This is a genomic window from Stappia sp. ABD4_338 (assembly GCF_056312175.1).
Window position 1 is genome coordinate 3938897 of the sequence record NZ_CM149982.1, and the last position, 16620, is coordinate 3955516.

Sequence of the window (16620 nt, forward strand, 5' to 3'; positions counted from 1 at the left end):
GGGTTGCCATTTGGTGGACGCAGCCCCCCTAGACACCGTCGCGTGCGGCGGCGGCCCTGAGCTGGTGCAGGAGATGGGCAAGGCTCTCGCGCGACAGGCCCGGGATCTTGTCGGCGAGCACATTTGCAAGCTCGGTCGCCTCCGGCTCGAGGCCGGCTGTGTCGATGGAGATCTTCGGATCGGACAGCTCGGCCAGTCGCTGCAGTTCCTCCGCCTCGTCCCAGATGACATTGAAATAGGTGATGATGCGCTGGACCATGAACCAGGTCGGCCGGCCACGCTTGCCGTGTTCGAGCGCGGACAGATAGGCGGGCGAGACATTGAGCGCCGCCGCCATCTCCGAAAGGGTCAGCCCGCGCTTGCGGCGGATTTCGCGGATCTTCGCGCCGAAGGGCGTCATCGTGAACCTCCCCGTCCCGCGCGCCGCACGCGAACATACAGCGCGCCGCCGCCGCCATGGGCGCCATGGGCCTCCTCGAAACCGACGACGAGCCCCCGGAACTCCGCGAAGGACAGCCACTGGGGCACCACGCGGCGCAGGATGCCGCGCCCGTCGGCGGCGAGCGATCCGTCCGCGCCCCCCTTGCCGGTGATCACCAGAACGACGGAGGCGCCTTCCGCCTGGGCGCGGGAGAGAAACCCGCGCAGGCGCTGATGCGCCTCTGCCTGGGTGAGGCCGTGCAGATCGATGCGCGCGTCGATGGCCCGGGTGCCGCGCACCAGCCGCCGGCGCTGGCGCGGCTCAAGCGGGGCAAGCGGCGGAGGCGCCGGGGGCTTCGGCGTCGTCTTGCGGCCGAGCGCCGCGCGCAACGCCTCCTGGCTGACGACGTTCCTTGCCCGCGCCGGCTGACCGACATCCGTTGCCGGCGCCTCGGGAGGCGTCGCCGGGCCATCCTCCGCGGGCGCGGCCTTCTTCTTGCGGGCCCGCAGGCGCGAAGGCGGCTCGATCGGCGTCACGTCCGCCGTGACGGTCTCCCACAGCCGGCGCTCCTCGGGCGAGGGATGGCGCCCCTTCCGCCGGCTGCTCACCGCTCCCTCTCCCGCGGCTCCAGCACGTAGAGCGTGCCGCGATGCTGGATGCGCCCGGCCGCCTCGCCGGCTTCGCGGCCCGATCCCAGAAAGAGGTCGCCGCGCCCGTCCCCGACGATGGCGGACCCCGTGTCGTCGGCGATCATGAGCCGGCGGAAGGGCTCCAGGGTTCCCGCCTCGCCGAGCGGCAGGGAGGCGGCGACATAGACCGGCGTGCCGAAGGCATGGCGGCTGGCGTCGATGGCAAGGCTGCGTCCGGCGACAAGCGGCAGGCCGGCCGCCCCGATCGGCCCCTCGCTCTCGTCCGCCTCGATCCGGCGGAAGAAGATGTAGGAGCGGTTGCGGCGCAGGACCGCGTCGATCTCCTGCGGGTTGTCGGCAAGCCAGCCGCGCAGCACCTGCATGGTCACCGTTCCCGGCTCCGCAAGCCCGCGCTCGATCATCACCCGTCCGATGGGCGAATAGGGGTGGCCCGTCTTGCCGGCGTAGCCGACCCGCAGGACACCGCCACCGGCCAGGCGGATGCGGGCCGAACCCTGCACGTGAACATAGAAGGCGTCGACCGGATCGGCGAGCCAGACGAGTTCCAGTCCCCGCCCGGCAAGCGCACCGTCCATGATCGCGCCCCGGTCGGGAGGAAGGCTCAGCGTGCCGTCCCCGGCGCGCATGGCAAAGGGAAAGCCTTGCGGAAAGTCGTCGGGCCGCGAGGCGTCGTCGACGGCGACCAATTCGGGCGGGCGCATGAGCAGGGGCACCCGGTGGCGCGCGTCACGGGTCAGCGAGCCGTCGAACTCCGGCTCGAAATATCCGGTGAGAAAGCCCGCCTCGCGAATACGGACCGGGCGGAACCAGTCCTCGAAGAACCGGCGCGCCGTCTCGTCTCGCTCGCTCCGCGGACTCGCGGCGGCGGCACGCGCGGCCTCGCAAAGCACCGGCGAATAGCGCGGCTCGACATCGGGACGCGGGCTGCAGTGGCGCAGGAAGGCGTCCAGCGCCGCGCCGTGGTCGTCGGCATCCCAGCCGGGCAGATCGGAGAAGGCGGTGGTGCGGACACTCATGGCAGCGGGCGGCGCGGGCGTTGATCCGGTTTCGGCAATGGCTTTTTCCGCGCCTCCCAGACACGCGAAAGCCCCCGTCATGACGATGGCGAGGGCACGCGTGGCTGTGGCGAACGGTCCGGCCGGCGAGGCGGTTGCGGTCGAACGCGCCGGCGCGCCGGCCTCCCGTGACCGCGCGGTCCGGCGCATGACGCGCCTACTCGACGGACTCGGTCGCCACCAGACGCCAGTTCGGGTCTCGCGAATTGGTGTCGCGGGCGAAGGTCCAGATGTCGGTGACATCGCTCACCGCGTTGGGATCGCCGTCCACGATGGCGCCGTCCTTGTCACGGGTGGCGGAAATCAGCTCGCTGCGGAACTTGACGGTGATCTGCGCCGTGCTGCCCTTCATCGCCGCTTCGACGATGTCGGCGCGGTCGATGCCGACGAAGGTGGACTCGATGGTCTCGCCCCGGCTCTCGCGGTCGGAAATGGCGGCGACGAACCCGTCATAGACCTCCCTGGACAGCAGGCCCTTGAGCATCTTGCGGTCACCGGCAGCGAATGCCGTGACGATCATCTCGTAGGCGCCGCGCGCACCCTGCAGGAACTGCTGGGGATCGAACGACCGGTCGGCGGAGAGGATCTGGCGCAGCGCGTCGTTGAGCGCGCTGCCGCGCGGCGCCACCGTGTCGAGGGTCGCGGTGCTCGCGCCCGTCTGCGGTGCCGGCGGCTCGCCCTGGCCAGGCAGCGAGATCACATTGTCCTCGGCGTCCTGCGGGGACTGGCGCGAGACGGAACGGTCGCGCTCGCGATCCGGCGTGCCGAACGGATCGAAGGGCGGGCGCTCGGTTCCGGTCCGCCGGCCGAGCACATTGCGCAGCCTGAGGAAGATCACGACCGCCAGAACCAGAAAGATCAGTGTGGTGACGTCGAACATTTGACCCATTTCGCATTCGGCCGGATCGCCCCGGGACACGCTGCCGGGATCCCGTCCCGCAGCGCCGCCCCCGCAACGGATCCGCGCATGTGTCCGGCAACACCACCCGGTTCGACCGGGCAAGCTGCGGATCGCTCTGTGACACATCCTGTCATCTGAGTCCAATATAAGGACGGTCACGGCAACATCCAGCCTCGATGATGGCCGGAACCGTCTCGTTCGCGCAATCATCGCGGCCTTGCGCGCGCGACGGGCTCGCAATCCCCGCGATGATCGCCTACCTGTGGGGAACGGACCCGCCGAACGGCCTCACCGTCACCGGTAGGAGTCCGCGACAACCTGCAACCGGGACATCTGCGCGCCAACCATGCCCATCGGTCTTATCATCCTTCTGCTGCTCATCGGCCTTCCGCTCGTCGAGATCACGGTCTTCATCCAGGTCGGCTCCGAGATCGGCGCGCTCTGGACCATCCTGCTCACGGTCGCCACCGCGATCGCGGGATCGCTCATGCTGCGCATCCAGGGGCTGACTCTCCTGACGAGAATGCGCGGCGAGATGGATCGCGGCGAGGTGCCCGGCGCCGATCTCGTGGAAGGCGCGCTGATGGTCGTCGCCAGCATCCTGCTGCTCATTCCAGGCTTCGTGACCGACGCGTTCGGCCTGCTGCTCTTCGTGCCGCCGGTGCGCAGGATCATCGCCGGTCAGGTCATCCGCAACGCCCGCGTCACCGTGGTGCGCGCCGAGGCGCAGCGCCGGGGCGGGGGCGCGGGCGTCGTCGACCTGGACGCGGACGACTGGGAGACCAAGGACGGCGGCGCGGGACGGCGCGGGCCCTCGTCCGGCGGATCGTCGCCCTGGATTTCTGACGGTCGCAACCCGGACGGCCGCAACCCGGGCGGGAACCGCGAGCCGGATTAACCCTTCCTGTACGCATTGCCCCTAGCATATCGGTCCGTGTGCGGGGGGCCGGACGCAGAACAAGGGATCGGTGATGGCCGAAGGAGGATCGCAGCGCGTCGACTGGGTCGATGCGGCGAAAGGCATCTGCATAATCTTTGTGGTGATGATGCACTCGACCCTGGGGACCGAGAAGGCCGCCAACGCGACCGGCTGGATGGGGCATGTGGTCGAGTTCGCGCGCCCCTTCCGTATGCCGGACTTCTTCATGATCTCCGGATTGTTCCTGGCCCAGGTCATCGACCGCCCATGGCGGCGCTATCTCGACCGCAAGGTCGTGCACTTCTTCTATTTCTACATCCTGTGGCTCACCATCCAGTTCGCGTTCAAGGCGCCGGGAATGGCCGCCGAGGCGGGAAGCTGGCACGCGCCGCTTTCCGAATATCTTCTGGCCTATGTGCAGCCGTTCGGCACGCTGTGGTTCATCTACATGCTGCCGGTGATGTTCGTGATCACCCGCGCGCTGCGCGAGGCCCGCGTGCCGTGGCAGGCGACGCTCGCGGCGGCGGCGGTCCTGCACCTCGCCCCGATCCACACCGGCTCCGTGCTGATCGACGAGTTCAGTTCGCGCTATGTGTTCTTCTTCTCCGGCTACGTCTTTGCCGCGCGGGCCTTCGCCCTCGCCGCCTGGGCCCGCGCCCATCTGCCGCTCGGCCTCGCCGGCCTCGGCGCATGGGCGCTGGTGAACGGCACGCTCGTCGCCCTCGGCTTCGCGGATCAGCCGCTCGTCAGCCTTGCGCTCGGCACCGCCGGCGCGCTTGCCGTCATCGTCACCGCGGCCCTGCTCACCGAGAGCGGACTGGCACGGCCGCTGGTGCACTGCGGCGAGAGTTCGATCGTCATCTATCTCGCGTTCTTCCTGCCCATGGCGGTCACGCGCATCGTGCTCCTCAAGACCGGGATCATCACGGACATCGGCACCATCTCGCTTCTGGTGACCACGGCCGGCGTGCTCGGGCCGCTGATCCTGTTCGAGATCGTGCGGCGCACGGGCCAGGGGTGGTTCCTGTTCCGCCGGCCGGCCTGGGCGCGGCTCGAGCCGGAAACGCCCCGGCCCCGGGCTCCGCAGGCAGCCGAATAGGCCGTACATAAACAGCGCAGGGACCGACATACGGTCTTTCCCTTCCTGGCGCGGGCGGGCATGATCCGCGCCATGTCGAACGAAGCCGCCTCCGCCCTCACCGCCGACGACCATCTGATCCTGGTCGATGGCTCCACCTTCATCTTCCGCGCCTACCACGCGCTGCCGCCGCTGACCCGCAAGTCGGACGGCCTGCCGGTGGGCGCGGTCTCGGGCTTCTGCAACATGCTGTGGAAGCTGCTGCAGGAGGGGCTTTCGCCGGAGCCGGGCGACGAGCCCACGCACATGGCGGTGATCTTCGATCATTCGGCCAAGACGTTCCGCAGCGAGATCTATCCCGAGTACAAGGCCCAGCGCCCGGAGCCGCCGGAGGACCTGATCCCGCAGTTCGGTCTCATCCGCGAGGCCACGCGGGCGTTCTGCGTCCACTGCATCGAGCAGGAGGGCTTCGAGGCCGACGACCTGATCGCCACCTACGCCCGGCAGGCGGCGGCGGCCGGGGCCAGGGTCACGATCGTGTCCGGCGACAAGGACCTGATGCAGCTCATCGGGCCGCGCGTCTCCATGATCGACACGATGAAGAACAAGACCTTCGCCGAGGCGGACGTGTTCGAGAAATTCGGCGTCGGCCCGGACAAGGTGATCGAGGTGCAGTCGCTGGCCGGCGACAGCGTCGACAACGTGCCCGGCGTTCCCGGCATCGGCCTGAAGACGGCGGCCCTTCTCGTCAACGAGTTCGGCGACCTGGAAACGCTGCTCGGCAAGGCCGACACCATCAAGCAGAAGAAGCGGCGCGAGAACCTGATCGAGTTCGCGGAGCAGGCCCGGATCTCAAAACAACTCGTCACGCTCAAGGACGACGTTCCGGTGGAGGATCCGGTCGGCAGCCTGAAGGTCACCGACTTTGACGCCACGCGGGCGATCGCCTTCCTCAAGGCGATGGAGTTCACCACGCTCACACGCCGCGTGGCGGAATCCGCCGGTCTCGAGGCCGGCGAGGTGACACCCGCCAGCTTCGCCATCCGCGGCTGGGACGAGCCGGACGGCAAGGGCCGCCTGTCCCCGGCGGGACCGGCGGCACGCGGCGAGGACGCCGGCGCAGGCACCACGGCGCCCGGAGGCGGCGTCTCCGGCACGGGAGCCGGCACGCCGGACACCTCGCAAGGCTCCACCACCGGCCCGTGGAGCGCACAGGCGCGCGCGGACGCCGCCGCTGCCGCCGCGATGGACACGCCCGTCGACACCTCGGCCTACGAGTGCGTTCGCGACATGAAGCGGCTCAGGGCCTGGATCACCGAGGCGATCGAGCTCGGCCTCGTGGCGGTGGACACGGAAACCACCTCGCTCGACGCGATGCAGGCCGACCTCGTCGGCGTGTCGCTGGCCACCGCGCCGGGCAAGGCCTGCTACATCCCGCTCGCCCATGTGGACGGGGAAGGCGACCTGCTGGGTGGTGGCGGGCTCGTCGAGGGACAGATCCCGATCAGGGAGGCGCTCGACGCGCTGAAGGAACTTCTCGAGCATCCCGGCGTCCTCAAGATCGCGCAGAACCTCAAATACGACTGGCTCGTGCTCAAGCGGCACGGCATCGAGGTCGCCCCATTCGACGACACCATGCTGCTGTCCTATACGCTCGACGCGGGCAAGGGCGGCAACGGCATGGACGCGCTCGCCGAACGCTGGCTCGGCCACACCCCGATCCCCTTCAAGGACGTGGCGGGCTCGGGCAAGTCGATGATCACCTTCGACAAGGTGGCCATCGACACCGCGACCGCCTATGCGGCCGAGGACGCGGACGTGACACTGCGCCTGTGGCAGATCCTCAAGCCACGGCTGGCGGCGGAGGGCATGACCACCGTCTACGAGCGGCTGGAACGGCCGATGGTGCCGGTCCTGGCGCGCATGGAGGCGCGCGGCATCTCCATCGACCGGCAGATGCTCTCCAGGCTTTCGGGCGATTTCGCGCAAGGCATGGCCGCTCTGGAGTCCGAGATCCACGAGATGGCGGGCGAGACCTTCAACATCGGCAGCCCGAAGCAGCTCGGCGACATCCTGTTCGGCAAGATGGGCCTTCCCGGCGGCAAGAAGACCAAGACCGGCGCCTGGTCGACCTCGGCGTCCGTTCTCGAGGATCTGGCCGCCGAAGGACACGAACTGCCCTCGCGCATCGTCGACTGGCGCCAGCTCTCAAAGCTCAAGTCGACCTATTCCGACGCGCTGCCGGGCTTCGTGAACCCGGAGACGGGGCGCGTGCACACATCCTATGCGCTCGCGGCGACCACCACGGGCCGCCTGTCGTCTTCCGAGCCGAACCTGCAGAACATTCCGGTGCGCACGGAAGCCGGGCGCAAGATCCGCAAGGCCTTCATCGCGGAAGAGGGCATGAAGCTGGTCTCGGCCGACTACAGCCAGATCGAGCTGCGCGTGCTGGCCCACATGGCCGACATCGGCCAGCTCAAGCAGGCCTTCGCCGACGGGCTCGACATTCACGCGCTCACCGCCTCGGAGATGTTCGGCGTGCCGATCGAGGGCATGGATCCCATGGTCCGCCGGCGGGCCAAGGCGATCAACTTCGGCATCATCTACGGCATCTCGGCCTTCGGCCTCGCCGCCCAGCTCGGCATTCCGCGCGGCGAGGCGGCGGAGTATATCTCCACCTACTTCAAGCGCTTCCCGGGCATTCGCGATTACATGGACGAGACCAAGGCCTTCGTTCACGCCCATGGCTACGTGACGACCATCTTCGGTCGCCATGCCCACTATCCCGACGTCAACACCAAGAACCCGAACATGCGCGCCTTCTACGAGCGCGCGGCGATCAATGCGCCCATCCAGGGTTCGGCCGCCGACATCCTGCGCCGCGCCATGCTGCGCATGGAGGAGCGCCTGTCGGCCTCGACGCTCTCGGCGAAGATGCTGCTGCAGGTGCATGACGAGCTGATCTTCGAGGTGCCTGAAGCGGAAGTGGAAAAAACCATCCCGCTCATCCGGGAGGTGATGGAGACCGCCGCCGAACCGGCCGTCACGCTCTCCGTGCCGCTGCAGGTGGACGCCCGCGCGGCCGACAACTGGGACGAGGCGCACTGACCCGTCGCCCCGCGCGGGACCTCAGTCGAGGTCGTCCGCGCGCTCGCCGGGCGCGATGCGCCTGAGGTCGGTGACGCCGGCCTCGTCCAGCAGGCGTGCCTCGACCGCCGAAAGCCCCGCCTCCAGCGCCCGGAGCGCCTCCGGTCCGAGTTCACGGCACAGGGATTTCTGGTAGGAGCGGGCAAGCCCGGCAAGCTCGCGGTAGACCGCCTCTCCCGATGCGGTGAGTTCCAGGTGCTCGATGCGCCGGTCGGCCTCGTCCGCCCTGCGCGACAGCCAGCCACGCGCCTGAAGCGCCGCAACGGCGCGGCTCACCTTCGTCTTGTGCATGGTCGAGCGGCGCGCGATCTCCGTCGCCGTGGTCTGTCCCGCCTCGCCCAGGATGGCAAAGCAGCGCCATTCCTGCCGGGTGATGCCATGCGCGGCGCGATAGGCCTCGGCGAAGCGGCGGCTGACCAGTTCCGACGCGCGCACCAGCCGGTACGGCAGGAAGGCCTCGAGAACCAGGCGCTCGGCCCCGTCCACGATCCCGTCGTCCGCGCAGCCCCCCTGATCCGTCTCGTCTTTCTGGTGCATCGCCATGCTCCCGCGCCCGGTCCGCACCCTGTCGGCAGGCGGGCGCGCCAATCCCTGTTGATAGTTACAAGCTAAACAGTTACATATGCAACTATCAACCGTCTGCATCAGGAGGGATCAGACATGACGCTTTCCTACATGCCGGGCTTCGGCAACGATTTCGAGACGGAATCGCTGCCCGGCGCCCTGCCCCAGGGCCAGAATTCGCCCCAGCGCGCGCCTTACGGCCTCTATGCCGAGCAGCTTTCCGGCTCCCCCTTCACCGCGCCGCGCGGGACCAACGAGCGCTCGTGGCTCTACCGCATCCGCCCGTCCGTGAAGCACTCTGGCCGCTACAAGCGCGTCGCGCTTCCCGCGTGGAAGAGCGCGCCGCATGTGGAGGAGCACACGCTCGCGCTCGGCCAGCTGCGCTGGGATCCGGTTCCCTATCCCTCGATCCCCACCACGTTCCTGGCCGGGATGCGCACCGTCACCACCGCCGGTGACGTGCATACCCAGGTGGGCATGGCCAGCCACGTCTATGTGGCGACCGCCGACATGGTCGACGAGTTCTTCTTCAACGCCGACGCCGAGCTTCTGATCGTGCCGCAGGAAGGCCGCCTCGAGGTCGCCACCGAGCTCGGCATCATGGAGGTGTCGCCCAAGGAGATCTGCGTGATCCCGCGTGGCATGATCTTCCGGGTACGCCTTCCGGACGGAAAGGCGCGCGGCTACGTCTGCGAGAACTACGGCGCCAAGTTCACCCTGCCGGACCGTGGTCCGATCGGCGCCAACTGCCTCGCCAATCCGCGCGACTTCAAGACGCCGGTGGCCTGGTACGAGGACAAGGACGGCGAGTGCCGGCTCATCGTGAAGTGGTGCGGCGAGTTCCACGAGACGACGCTCCAGGCCTCGCCTCTCGACGTGGTGGCCTGGCACGGCAACTACGCACCCTACAAGTACGACCTGACCACCTATTCGCCGGTTGGGGCGATCCTGTTCGACCATCCAGATCCGTCGATCTTCACCGTGCTCACCGCGCCGTCGGGCGAGGAAGGCACGGCGAACATCGACTTCGTGATCTTCCCCGAACGCTGGATGGTGGCCGAGCATTCCTTCCGTCCGCCGTGGTACCATCGCAACATCATGTCCGAATTCATGGGCCTGATCTGCGGCCAGTACGACGCCAAGGAAGAGGGCTTCGTGCCGGGCGGCATGAGCCTGCACAACATGATGCTGCCGCACGGTCCGGACGCGGCCGGTTTCGAGAAGGCCAGCCGCGCCGATCTCAAGCCGGTGAAGCTGACCGACACGATGGCGTTCATGTTCGAGACCCGTTTCCCGCAGCACCTGACCCGGTTCGCGGCGGAGCTCGAAACCCTGCAGGACAACTACATCGACTGCTGGGAGCCGCTGAAGAAGCGGTTCGACGGCACCATCGAAGGCAACTGGGACTGAGAGCGCACACATGAAACTCGCAACCCTTCGCGACGGCAGCCGGGACGGCAAGCTCGTCCTCGTCAACCGGTCGCTGACCCGCTGCACCGACGCGGCACACATCGCGCCGACCCTGCAGGCGGCGCTTGATGCCTGGGACAAGGTGGCGCCGAAGCTCGCCACGCTCGCCGAAAGCCTCGAGCACGACGCGGTGCCCTCGTTCCGCTTCCATGAGCATGACGCCCTGTCGCCGCTGCCGCGTGCCTACCAGTGGGCGGACGGATCGGCCTACGTCAATCACGTGGAGCTGGTGCGCAAGGCCCGCAACGCGGAGATGCCGGCAAGCTTCTGGACCGACCCGCTCATGTACCAGGGCGGTTCCGACAGCTTCCTCGCCCCGCGCGATCCGATCGTGATGGCCGACGAGGCCTATGGCATCGACATGGAGGGCGAGGTCGCCGTCATCACCGGCGACGTGCCGATGGGCGCGACCCGCGAGGAGGCCGCTGCCGCGATCCGCCTCGTCATGCTGGTCAACGACGTCAGCTTGCGCGGCCTGATCCCGGCCGAGCTGGGCAAGGGCTTCGGGTTCTTCCAGTCCAAGCCGTCCTCCGCCTTCTCGCCGGTGACGGTGACGCCGGAGGAACTGGGCGACGCGTGGGACGGCGGCAAGGTCTCCCTGCCGCTCCACGTCGACCTGAACGGCAAGCCCTTCGGCCGCGCGGAAGCCGGCGTCGACATGACCTTCGACTTCCCGACGCTTGTCGCCCATGCCGCGAAGACGCGTCCGCTGTCGGCGGGCACCATCGTCGGCTCGGGCACGGTGTCGAACAAGCTCGACGGCGGTCCCGGCAAGCCGGTCGCCGAGGGCGGTGTCGGCTACTCCTGCATCGCCGAGATCCGCATGATCGAGACCATCGAGAGCGGCGCTCCCAAGACGCCCTTCATGCGCTTCGGCGACACGGTTCGCGTCGAGATGCTCGACCGCGAGGGTCATTCGATCTTCGGCGCCATCGAGCAGACCGTCGAGAAGTACGAAAAGGGCTGACGGCCCGCATCCGGGGGCGCGGTGCACCGCCGCCACGCCCCGGAGCGCACGCGCGCGCCCCGCGTGCAGGCTTGCGGAGCGGACGAAACGTGGCCCCGGACCGCGACGACAGCGGTCTCATTGCGAGGGGGATCCGGATGAAGACGTTTTGGCTTGTTGCAGGTGTGCTTCTGCTGCCCGTTCCAGCCCTTGCGCTCGACGCGGGCGACCCGGTGCGCGCCGTCATGGCCGCCGCCGAGGCGAACTGGTCCGACCAGCCGGGCGAGTACCAGGACTATTTCTCGCAAGACAGGCTCGCCACGCTCTACAGCGCGGGCTTCGTCGCGCTCTATCGTGCGGCCTCCGACACGCCGTTCGCCAGGGAGGCGGGAACTCCCTTCGACTGGGACGTGATCGTCAACGCACAGGACGGCTGCCCGCTGCAGAACCTGAGCGTGACCCCATCCGGCCGGGAGGGCGATGCGACACTCGTCAGCGCCCGGTTCCAGAACATGACCTGTTTCGGCACCGATCCCGAGTATCAGGCCTACAGCGAGGCGACCTTCGTCGTCGTGGAGGAGGACGGCCGGGCCGTGATCGACGACATCGTCCAGACCATGGACGGCGAACGCCTGTCGCTGAGCGCGCAGATGCGGGAGATCGCCGGCCAGCAGTGAGAATTCGCCTCCGGCACCTGCCGGAGGACATGACGACGCGGGCGATGGAGGCGCCCGCTGCCGGACGGCGATGACGACCGGCCTTCGGGAGGACACATGACCAAGATCTTCGAGACACCGCTTTATCCCTATCGCCGGTCGGCCGACCAGGACGCGGACTCGCCCGTGCGCCACAAGGTGGTCGTGCTGGGGGCGGGGCCGGTCGGGCTCGCCGCCGCCATCGACCTCGTCCAGCAGGGCGTTTCCGTCGTCGTTCTCGATGAAAACGACAAGGTAAGCTGGGGGTCGCGCGCCATCTGCTTCGCCAAGCGTCCGCTGGAGATCCTCGACCGGCTCGGCTGCGGGCAGAAGATGGTCGACAAGGGCGTGGTGTGGAACCTCGGCAAGGTCTTCTTCGGCGACCGCAAGGTCTACGACTTCAACCTTCTGCCGGAGGAGGGGCACAAGCGCCCCGCCTTCATCAACCTGCAGCAATATTACCTGGAACTGCATCTGGTCGAACGGCTGCTCGAACTCGCCGACGAGACCGGCCTGGTCGAGCTGCGCGGCGGCAACAGGGTCAACAATGTGACGCCGCTTGCGGAGGGCGTGCGCCTCGACGTGGAGACGCCCGAGGGCGCCTATGCGCTCGAAGCGGACTGGCTGGTCGCCTGCGACGGTGCCGGATCGCCGACGCGCTCCCTGATGGGGCTCGATTTTCGCGGCCGGGTGTTCGAGGACAATTTCCTCATTGCCGACGTCGTGATGAAGGCGGACTTTCCCACCGAGCGCTGGTTCTGGTTCGATCCGCCGTTCAACCGCGACCAGTCGGCCCTGCTTCACAAGCAGCCCGACGACGTGTGGCGCATCGATCTCCAGCTCGGCTGGGACATCGATCGCGAGGCGGAGAAGGACCCGGAGCGGGTGCGCGCGAAACTCAGGGCCATGCTCGGCGATGACGTCGAGTTCGAGCTCGAATGGGTCTCGATCTACACCTTCCAGTGCCGGCGGATGGAACGCTTCCGCCACGGGCGCGTGATCTTCGCCGGCGACGCCGCGCACCAGGTCTCGCCCTTCGGCGCGCGCGGGGCCAACTCCGGGTTCCAGGACACGGACAACCTGGCCTGGAAGCTCGCGCTGGTCATCGACGGCAAGGCCCCCGAGAGCCTGCTCGACACCTACGACCTCGAGCGCGTGCAGGCGGCCGACGAGAACATTCTCAACTCGACCCGCTCCACCGACTTCATCACGCCCAAAAGCCACGCCAGCCGGGTTTTCCGCGATGCCGTGCTGGAACTCGCCGAGCGACATGCCTTCGCACGCCCGCTGGTCAACTCGGGCCGCCTGTCGCTGCCGGCGACCCACGACGGTTCACCGCTCAACGGCACGCCGGAAAACGGCGACGACACGCGGGACCTGCCGGAGCGCACCAGACCCGGCGCCCCGGCGAGCGACGCCCCGCTGTCCCGGGGCTTCCTCATCGACCGGCTCGGCAACGGCTTCACCCTGCTCAGCATCGGCATCGAGGTGCCGGATACGCTCGAAATCGACGGCATTCCGCTGAAGGGCATCAGCCTTGCCGCGGACGACGACCCGTCCGGAGCCCTGGCCGGGCGTTATCTGGGTGAGGCGAGGGCCGGCGTCTATCTGATCCGCCCGGACCAGCACGTCGCGGCCCGCTGGACCACGTTCGACACCGCCTGCGTGGAGCGTGCGCTCCGGCGCGCGGTCGGTCGCGCGGACCGGGCGGAATGAGCAGGAGGGAACCCACGATGAGCCACAAGACGCCGGACAGCCTGACGCTGTCGCCCAACATTCCCGATCCCGACGGTTTCTACGCCGAGCTCATCGGCCTGCACGAGGGGCTTTCGCGCGAGGAGAGCGAGGCGCTCAACGCGCGCCTCGTGCTCGTGCTGGCCAATCACGTCGGCGACCGGGAGATCCTCCGCGCGGCCCTTGCCGCGGCGAAAGAGGTCACGCCCACGGGCTGACCCCTGCAAGACCGGCGGCGCGCGACGGGCTGAGGGGCCCCACGCGCGCGGCCAGCACAGAACGCGGACGGGGCGTTCCCATTTTCGACACGAAACGGGAGAGCCCGACATGAGTGCTGCACAGAACCTGAAGATCGACCGGATCCACCACGTCGCCTATCGCTGCAAGGACGCGAAGGAAACGGTGAACTGGTACGTCGACAACCTGAACATGGGCTTCGTGCTCGCCATCGCCGAGGACCGCGTGCCCTCGACCCATGAGCCCGATCCCTACATGCACGTCTTCCTCGATGCGGGACAGGGCAACGTTCTCGCCTTCTTCGAGCTTCCCACCAAGCCGGAGATGGGCAAGGACCCCAACACGCCGGAATGGGTCCAGCACATCGCCTTCAAGGTGAAGGACCGCGAGACGCTGGTCGGCTACAAGGAAAAGCTCGAGGCCAACGGCATCGAGGTGCTCGGTGTCACCGACCATTCGATCTTCCATTCGATCTACTTCTTCGATCCCAACGGCCACCGGGTCGAGCTTGCCTGCCCGGATCCCGAGGAAGAGGACATGCTCGCCAGGCTCGACTCGGTGAAGTGGGACATGCTCGAGGAATGGTCGAAGACCAAGCGGGCGCCCCAGCACGCCGCCTGGCTGCACGCCAAGGAACTGAAGAAGGACACGGCGGACGCCTGATCGCCGGCACCGGGCAAGCGCGCGTCTCAGGAAGTGCGCCAGTCCCAGACGGGTTCGAGGCGCCGGGCGGCAACGTCCGGCGACTTCCCGCTTTCGGCGCGCGGCGGGCGGACAGCCTCCACGGCCTCCAGCCGAAAGGCCGGCATGGCCGCATCCACCGGCAGACAGAGCGCCAGTGCGTGACGTGCCTCCGTGCCCTCCAGAAGCATCTGCGCGAAACCGTAGTCACGCGGCCCCGGCCCCACGGGGCCAGCCACCCCGGGTGCTGTCCGGCAGCTTTCCGGTACCCGATCGGCGTGACGGGCGAACGCCAGTAGCCCCGCGCCGGGAAACGTGAAGGAGAAGGCGTCGAGCGGCAGCGACAGGCCGAGCCCGGTCGCCTTCAGGAAGCTCTCCTTGAGCGACCAGAGCGTGAAGAACCGGCGCAGGCGCTCGCCATCGGGCAGGTGGAACAGATCCTCCACCTCGACGGGGGCGAAGAAGCGGTTCGCCACGGCGAGATCGACGCTGCGCCCCGCATCCTCCGCATCGAGTCCCAGCGGCCCGTCTTCCGCCGCGCCGACGGCGATCGCGACAAGACCGCGGGTGTGGGCGAGAGAAAAGGCCAGCGGGGGAAGCCCGGGAGCAACGCCCGGCTTGCCGTACGGCCCGGCCGAGAACCGCCAGTCGGCCGGCTCGATGTGCGGGCACTTTCGCGTCAGCGCGAGCCGCAACAGGCCGTGCGCGACCGTGTACTGACGCGCAAGATGCTCGAAGCGGAACCGGGACCGGCGCGCGCGTTCGCCCGCATCGAGCAGGGGATCGAGCGCCTCGGCTCCCACGAGCCGGGCGTCCTCGCAGACCCAGAGGATCATATCCTGCGTCATCGCACCCGTCGTCGCCTCGCCGCGTGTCCACCCGACCCGGAGAGTAGCGGGGGAACGGCTGCGGGGAAACGGAAGATCAGGTCAGCGCGGTGACGGCACGCTCTATCCCGCGCAACTCGGCAAGCCCGCGCAGCCGTCCGACCGCCGGATAGCCGGGCGTGGAAACCTTGCGGAGATCGTCGAGGATCTGATGACCGTGGTCGGGCCGCATGGGCAGCGAGACCGCGCGGCGGCGCTCCTCCGCGACGATGGCGCGAACCATGGCCACCATGTCCACGTCGCCGTCGAGATGGGCCGCCTCGTGGAAGCTCTCCGGATCCTCCTCGCGCTTCGTCGCGCGCAGATGCACGAAATGGACCCGTTCCGCATGGGCCTGGAACATGGCAACGAGATCGTTGTCGGCGCGCACGCCGTAGGAACCGGTGCAGAAGGTGAAGCCGTTCGCCGGGCTGTCGACCATGGCCGCGATCGCGTCCATGTCGGCGGCGGTGGAGACGATGCGGGGCAGGCCGAAGAGCGGGCGGGGCGGATCATCGGGATGGATCGCGAGCCTTGCGCCCTCGCGTTCGGCAACCGGCACGACCCGCTTCAGGAACGCCTCGAGATTGCGGCGCAGCCCTTCGGCGCCCAGCCCGTCATAGGCGGCGAGGCGGGCGCGGAACGCCTCGATCGAATAGCTTTCCTCGGAGCCCGGCAGGCCGGCGATGACATTGTCGCAAAGGCGCTGGCGCGCATCTGCCGACAGGGCGTCATGATAGCGCTTCGCGGCTTCCCGGCGCTCCGCCGTATAGTCCGCGTCCGCCCCCTCGCGCTCCAGGATGAACAGGTCGAAGGCGGCCAGTGCCGTCTGGTCGAAACGCAGGCAGCGCGCTCCGTCTTCAAGCTCGTGCGCAAGATCCGTGCGCGTCCAGTCCAGCACCGGCATGAAGTTGTAGCAGATGGTGGTGATGCCGGCGCGGGCGAGATTTGCGAGGCTTTCGGCCCAGGCGTCCGCTTGGGCCTCCCAACCCGGAGCACCGGTCTTGATGTCCTCGTGCACGGGAATGCTCTCGACCACGGACCAGGTGAGGCCGGCGGCCTCGATCTCGGCCTTGCGAAGCGCGATGCGCTCGGGCGTCCACACGACGCCGTTCGCAAGATCGTGCAGGGCGGAGACCACGCCGCTCGCGCCTGCCTGGCGCACGTCGCTCAGGGAAACCGGGTCGGCGGGTCCGAACCAGCGCCAAGTGTGCAACATCGTTCAGTGTTCCATGTCTTGTCGAAAAGGCCGTCCG

Annotated in this window: 16 protein-coding genes; 9 read left to right on the plus strand and 7 right to left on the minus strand. The window is 68.4% G+C overall.

From position 1 onward, the window contains the following. Nucleotides 1-28: 28 nt before the first annotated feature. From ACYX4S_RS17610 to ACYX4S_RS17625, 4 genes are read right to left on the minus strand one after another with little or no spacing between them, the layout of a single operon-like run. A complete protein-coding gene (locus ACYX4S_RS17610; protein WP_293717471.1) occupies nt 29-400 on the minus strand; it encodes a helix-turn-helix domain-containing protein in 372 nt (123 codons plus the stop codon). Continuing rightward, the gene (locus tag ACYX4S_RS17615; protein WP_476361143.1) at nt 397-1029 is read right to left on the minus strand and encodes a Smr/MutS family protein; all 633 of its coding nucleotides are present in this window, start codon (nt 1027-1029) and stop codon (nt 397-399) included. The genes ACYX4S_RS17610 and ACYX4S_RS17615 overlap by 4 nt, the downstream gene beginning before the upstream one ends. After that, nucleotides 1026-2276 carry a murein transglycosylase A gene (gene mltA / locus ACYX4S_RS17620; RefSeq protein WP_476361144.1) on the minus strand — a complete coding sequence of 417 codons (1251 nt, stop codon included), beginning with the start codon at nt 2274-2276 and terminating at the stop codon, nt 1026-1028. Before mltA ends, ACYX4S_RS17615 begins: the two co-directional genes overlap by 4 nt. 7 nt (nt 2277-2283) lie before the next feature. Beyond that, on the minus strand, nt 2284-3015 hold the full coding sequence (locus tag ACYX4S_RS17625; RefSeq protein ID WP_476361145.1) for a Tim44/TimA family putative adaptor protein: 732 nt from the start codon (nt 3013-3015) through the stop codon (nt 2284-2286). A gap of 358 nt (nt 3016-3373) precedes the next feature. On the opposite strand from ACYX4S_RS17625, the gene ACYX4S_RS17630 reads away from it, so the two are divergent. The 3 genes from ACYX4S_RS17630 (at nt 3374) to polA (ending at nt 8132) form a co-directional block, all read left to right on the plus strand. Next, nucleotides 3374-3925, plus strand: a complete 552-nt coding sequence (locus ACYX4S_RS17630) for an FxsA family protein (RefSeq protein ID WP_293717463.1) — start codon at nt 3374-3376, stop codon at nt 3923-3925. A gap of 73 nt (nt 3926-3998) precedes the next feature. Next, on the plus strand, nt 3999-5045 hold the full coding sequence (locus tag ACYX4S_RS17635) for an acyltransferase family protein (RefSeq protein ID WP_476361146.1): 1047 nt from the start codon (nt 3999-4001) through the stop codon (nt 5043-5045). 60 nt (nt 5046-5105) lie between these two features. Next, complete coding sequence (polA, locus tag ACYX4S_RS17640; RefSeq protein WP_476361147.1) at nt 5106-8132, plus strand: DNA polymerase I; 3027 nt, start codon at nt 5106-5108, stop codon at nt 8130-8132. Between the two features lie 21 nt (nt 8133-8153). Here the strand turns inward: polA and ACYX4S_RS17645 are convergent, their stop codons facing one another. After that, nucleotides 8154-8708 carry a MarR family winged helix-turn-helix transcriptional regulator gene (locus ACYX4S_RS17645; RefSeq protein WP_422070089.1) on the minus strand — a complete coding sequence of 185 codons (555 nt, stop codon included), beginning with the start codon at nt 8706-8708 and terminating at the stop codon, nt 8154-8156. A 123-nt stretch (nt 8709-8831) separates the two neighbouring features. Between ACYX4S_RS17645 and hmgA the strand changes: the two genes are divergently transcribed. The 6 genes from hmgA (at nt 8832) to ACYX4S_RS17675 (ending at nt 14480) form a co-directional block, all read left to right on the plus strand. After that, entirely contained in the window at nt 8832-10145 is a 1314-nt protein-coding gene (gene hmgA / locus ACYX4S_RS17650; RefSeq protein WP_422070090.1) for a homogentisate 1,2-dioxygenase, read from the plus strand. A gap of 10 nt (nt 10146-10155) precedes the next feature. Then, nucleotides 10156-11172, plus strand: coding sequence for a fumarylacetoacetate hydrolase family protein (locus tag ACYX4S_RS17655; protein WP_476361148.1), 1017 nt, complete (start codon nt 10156-10158; stop codon nt 11170-11172). A 137-nt stretch (nt 11173-11309) separates the two neighbouring features. Next, entirely contained in the window at nt 11310-11828 is a 519-nt protein-coding gene (locus ACYX4S_RS17660) for a hypothetical protein (protein ID WP_476361149.1), read from the plus strand. A gap of 96 nt (nt 11829-11924) precedes the next feature. Beyond that, complete coding sequence (locus tag ACYX4S_RS17665; protein ID WP_476361150.1) at nt 11925-13562, plus strand: FAD-dependent oxidoreductase; 1638 nt, start codon at nt 11925-11927, stop codon at nt 13560-13562. A 17-nt stretch (nt 13563-13579) separates the two neighbouring features. Then, a complete protein-coding gene (locus tag ACYX4S_RS17670; protein ID WP_476361151.1) occupies nt 13580-13798 on the plus strand; it encodes a DUF2783 domain-containing protein in 219 nt (72 codons plus the stop codon). A gap of 127 nt (nt 13799-13925) precedes the next feature. Next, a complete protein-coding gene (locus ACYX4S_RS17675; RefSeq protein ID WP_293717682.1) occupies nt 13926-14480 on the plus strand; it encodes a VOC family protein in 555 nt (184 codons plus the stop codon). A gap of 26 nt (nt 14481-14506) precedes the next feature. Here ACYX4S_RS17675 and ACYX4S_RS17680 read toward each other — a convergent pair whose 3' ends face one another. Together ACYX4S_RS17680 and uxuA are read right to left on the minus strand one after the other, a co-directional pair. Beyond that, complete coding sequence (locus ACYX4S_RS17680) at nt 14507-15346, minus strand: 4'-phosphopantetheinyl transferase family protein (RefSeq protein ID WP_476361152.1); 840 nt, start codon at nt 15344-15346, stop codon at nt 14507-14509. A 76-nt stretch (nt 15347-15422) separates the two neighbouring features. Then, nucleotides 15423-16583 (minus strand): mannonate dehydratase, encoded by a 1161-nt coding sequence (uxuA, locus tag ACYX4S_RS17685; protein ID WP_476361153.1) that lies wholly within the window; start codon nt 16581-16583, stop codon nt 15423-15425. Between the last annotated feature and the right edge of the window lie 37 nt (nt 16584-16620).

What these genes read in the sequence shown, in the direction of transcription:
- polA (WP_476361147.1), top strand. Translation starts at nt 5,106, where the DNA reads ATGATCCGCGCCATGTCGAACGAAGCCGCCTCCGCCCTCACCGCCGAC.
- hmgA (WP_422070090.1), top strand. Translation starts at nt 8,832, where the DNA reads ATGACGCTTTCCTACATGCCGGGCTTCGGCAACGATTTCGAGACGGAA.
- ACYX4S_RS17680 (WP_476361152.1), bottom strand. Translation starts at nt 15,346, where the DNA reads ATGACGCAGGATATGATCCTCTGGGTCTGCGAGGACGCCCGGCTCGTG.
- ACYX4S_RS17665 (WP_476361150.1), top strand. Translation starts at nt 11,925, where the DNA reads ATGACCAAGATCTTCGAGACACCGCTTTATCCCTATCGCCGGTCGGCC.
- mltA (WP_476361144.1), bottom strand. Translation starts at nt 2,276, where the DNA reads ATGCGCCGGACCGCGCGGTCACGGGAGGCCGGCGCGCCGGCGCGTTCG.
- ACYX4S_RS17660 (WP_476361149.1), top strand. Translation starts at nt 11,310, where the DNA reads ATGAAGACGTTTTGGCTTGTTGCAGGTGTGCTTCTGCTGCCCGTTCCA.
- ACYX4S_RS17645 (WP_422070089.1), bottom strand. Translation starts at nt 8,708, where the DNA reads ATGCACCAGAAAGACGAGACGGATCAGGGGGGCTGCGCGGACGACGGG.
- ACYX4S_RS17630 (WP_293717463.1), top strand. Translation starts at nt 3,374, where the DNA reads ATGCCCATCGGTCTTATCATCCTTCTGCTGCTCATCGGCCTTCCGCTC.
- ACYX4S_RS17655 (WP_476361148.1), top strand. Translation starts at nt 10,156, where the DNA reads ATGAAACTCGCAACCCTTCGCGACGGCAGCCGGGACGGCAAGCTCGTC.
- ACYX4S_RS17610 (WP_293717471.1), bottom strand. Translation starts at nt 400, where the DNA reads ATGACGCCCTTCGGCGCGAAGATCCGCGAAATCCGCCGCAAGCGCGGG.
- ACYX4S_RS17625 (WP_476361145.1), bottom strand. Translation starts at nt 3,015, where the DNA reads ATGGGTCAAATGTTCGACGTCACCACACTGATCTTTCTGGTTCTGGCG.
- uxuA (WP_476361153.1), bottom strand. Translation starts at nt 16,583, where the DNA reads ATGTTGCACACTTGGCGCTGGTTCGGACCCGCCGACCCGGTTTCCCTG.
- ACYX4S_RS17670 (WP_476361151.1), top strand. Translation starts at nt 13,580, where the DNA reads ATGAGCCACAAGACGCCGGACAGCCTGACGCTGTCGCCCAACATTCCC.
- ACYX4S_RS17635 (WP_476361146.1), top strand. Translation starts at nt 3,999, where the DNA reads ATGGCCGAAGGAGGATCGCAGCGCGTCGACTGGGTCGATGCGGCGAAA.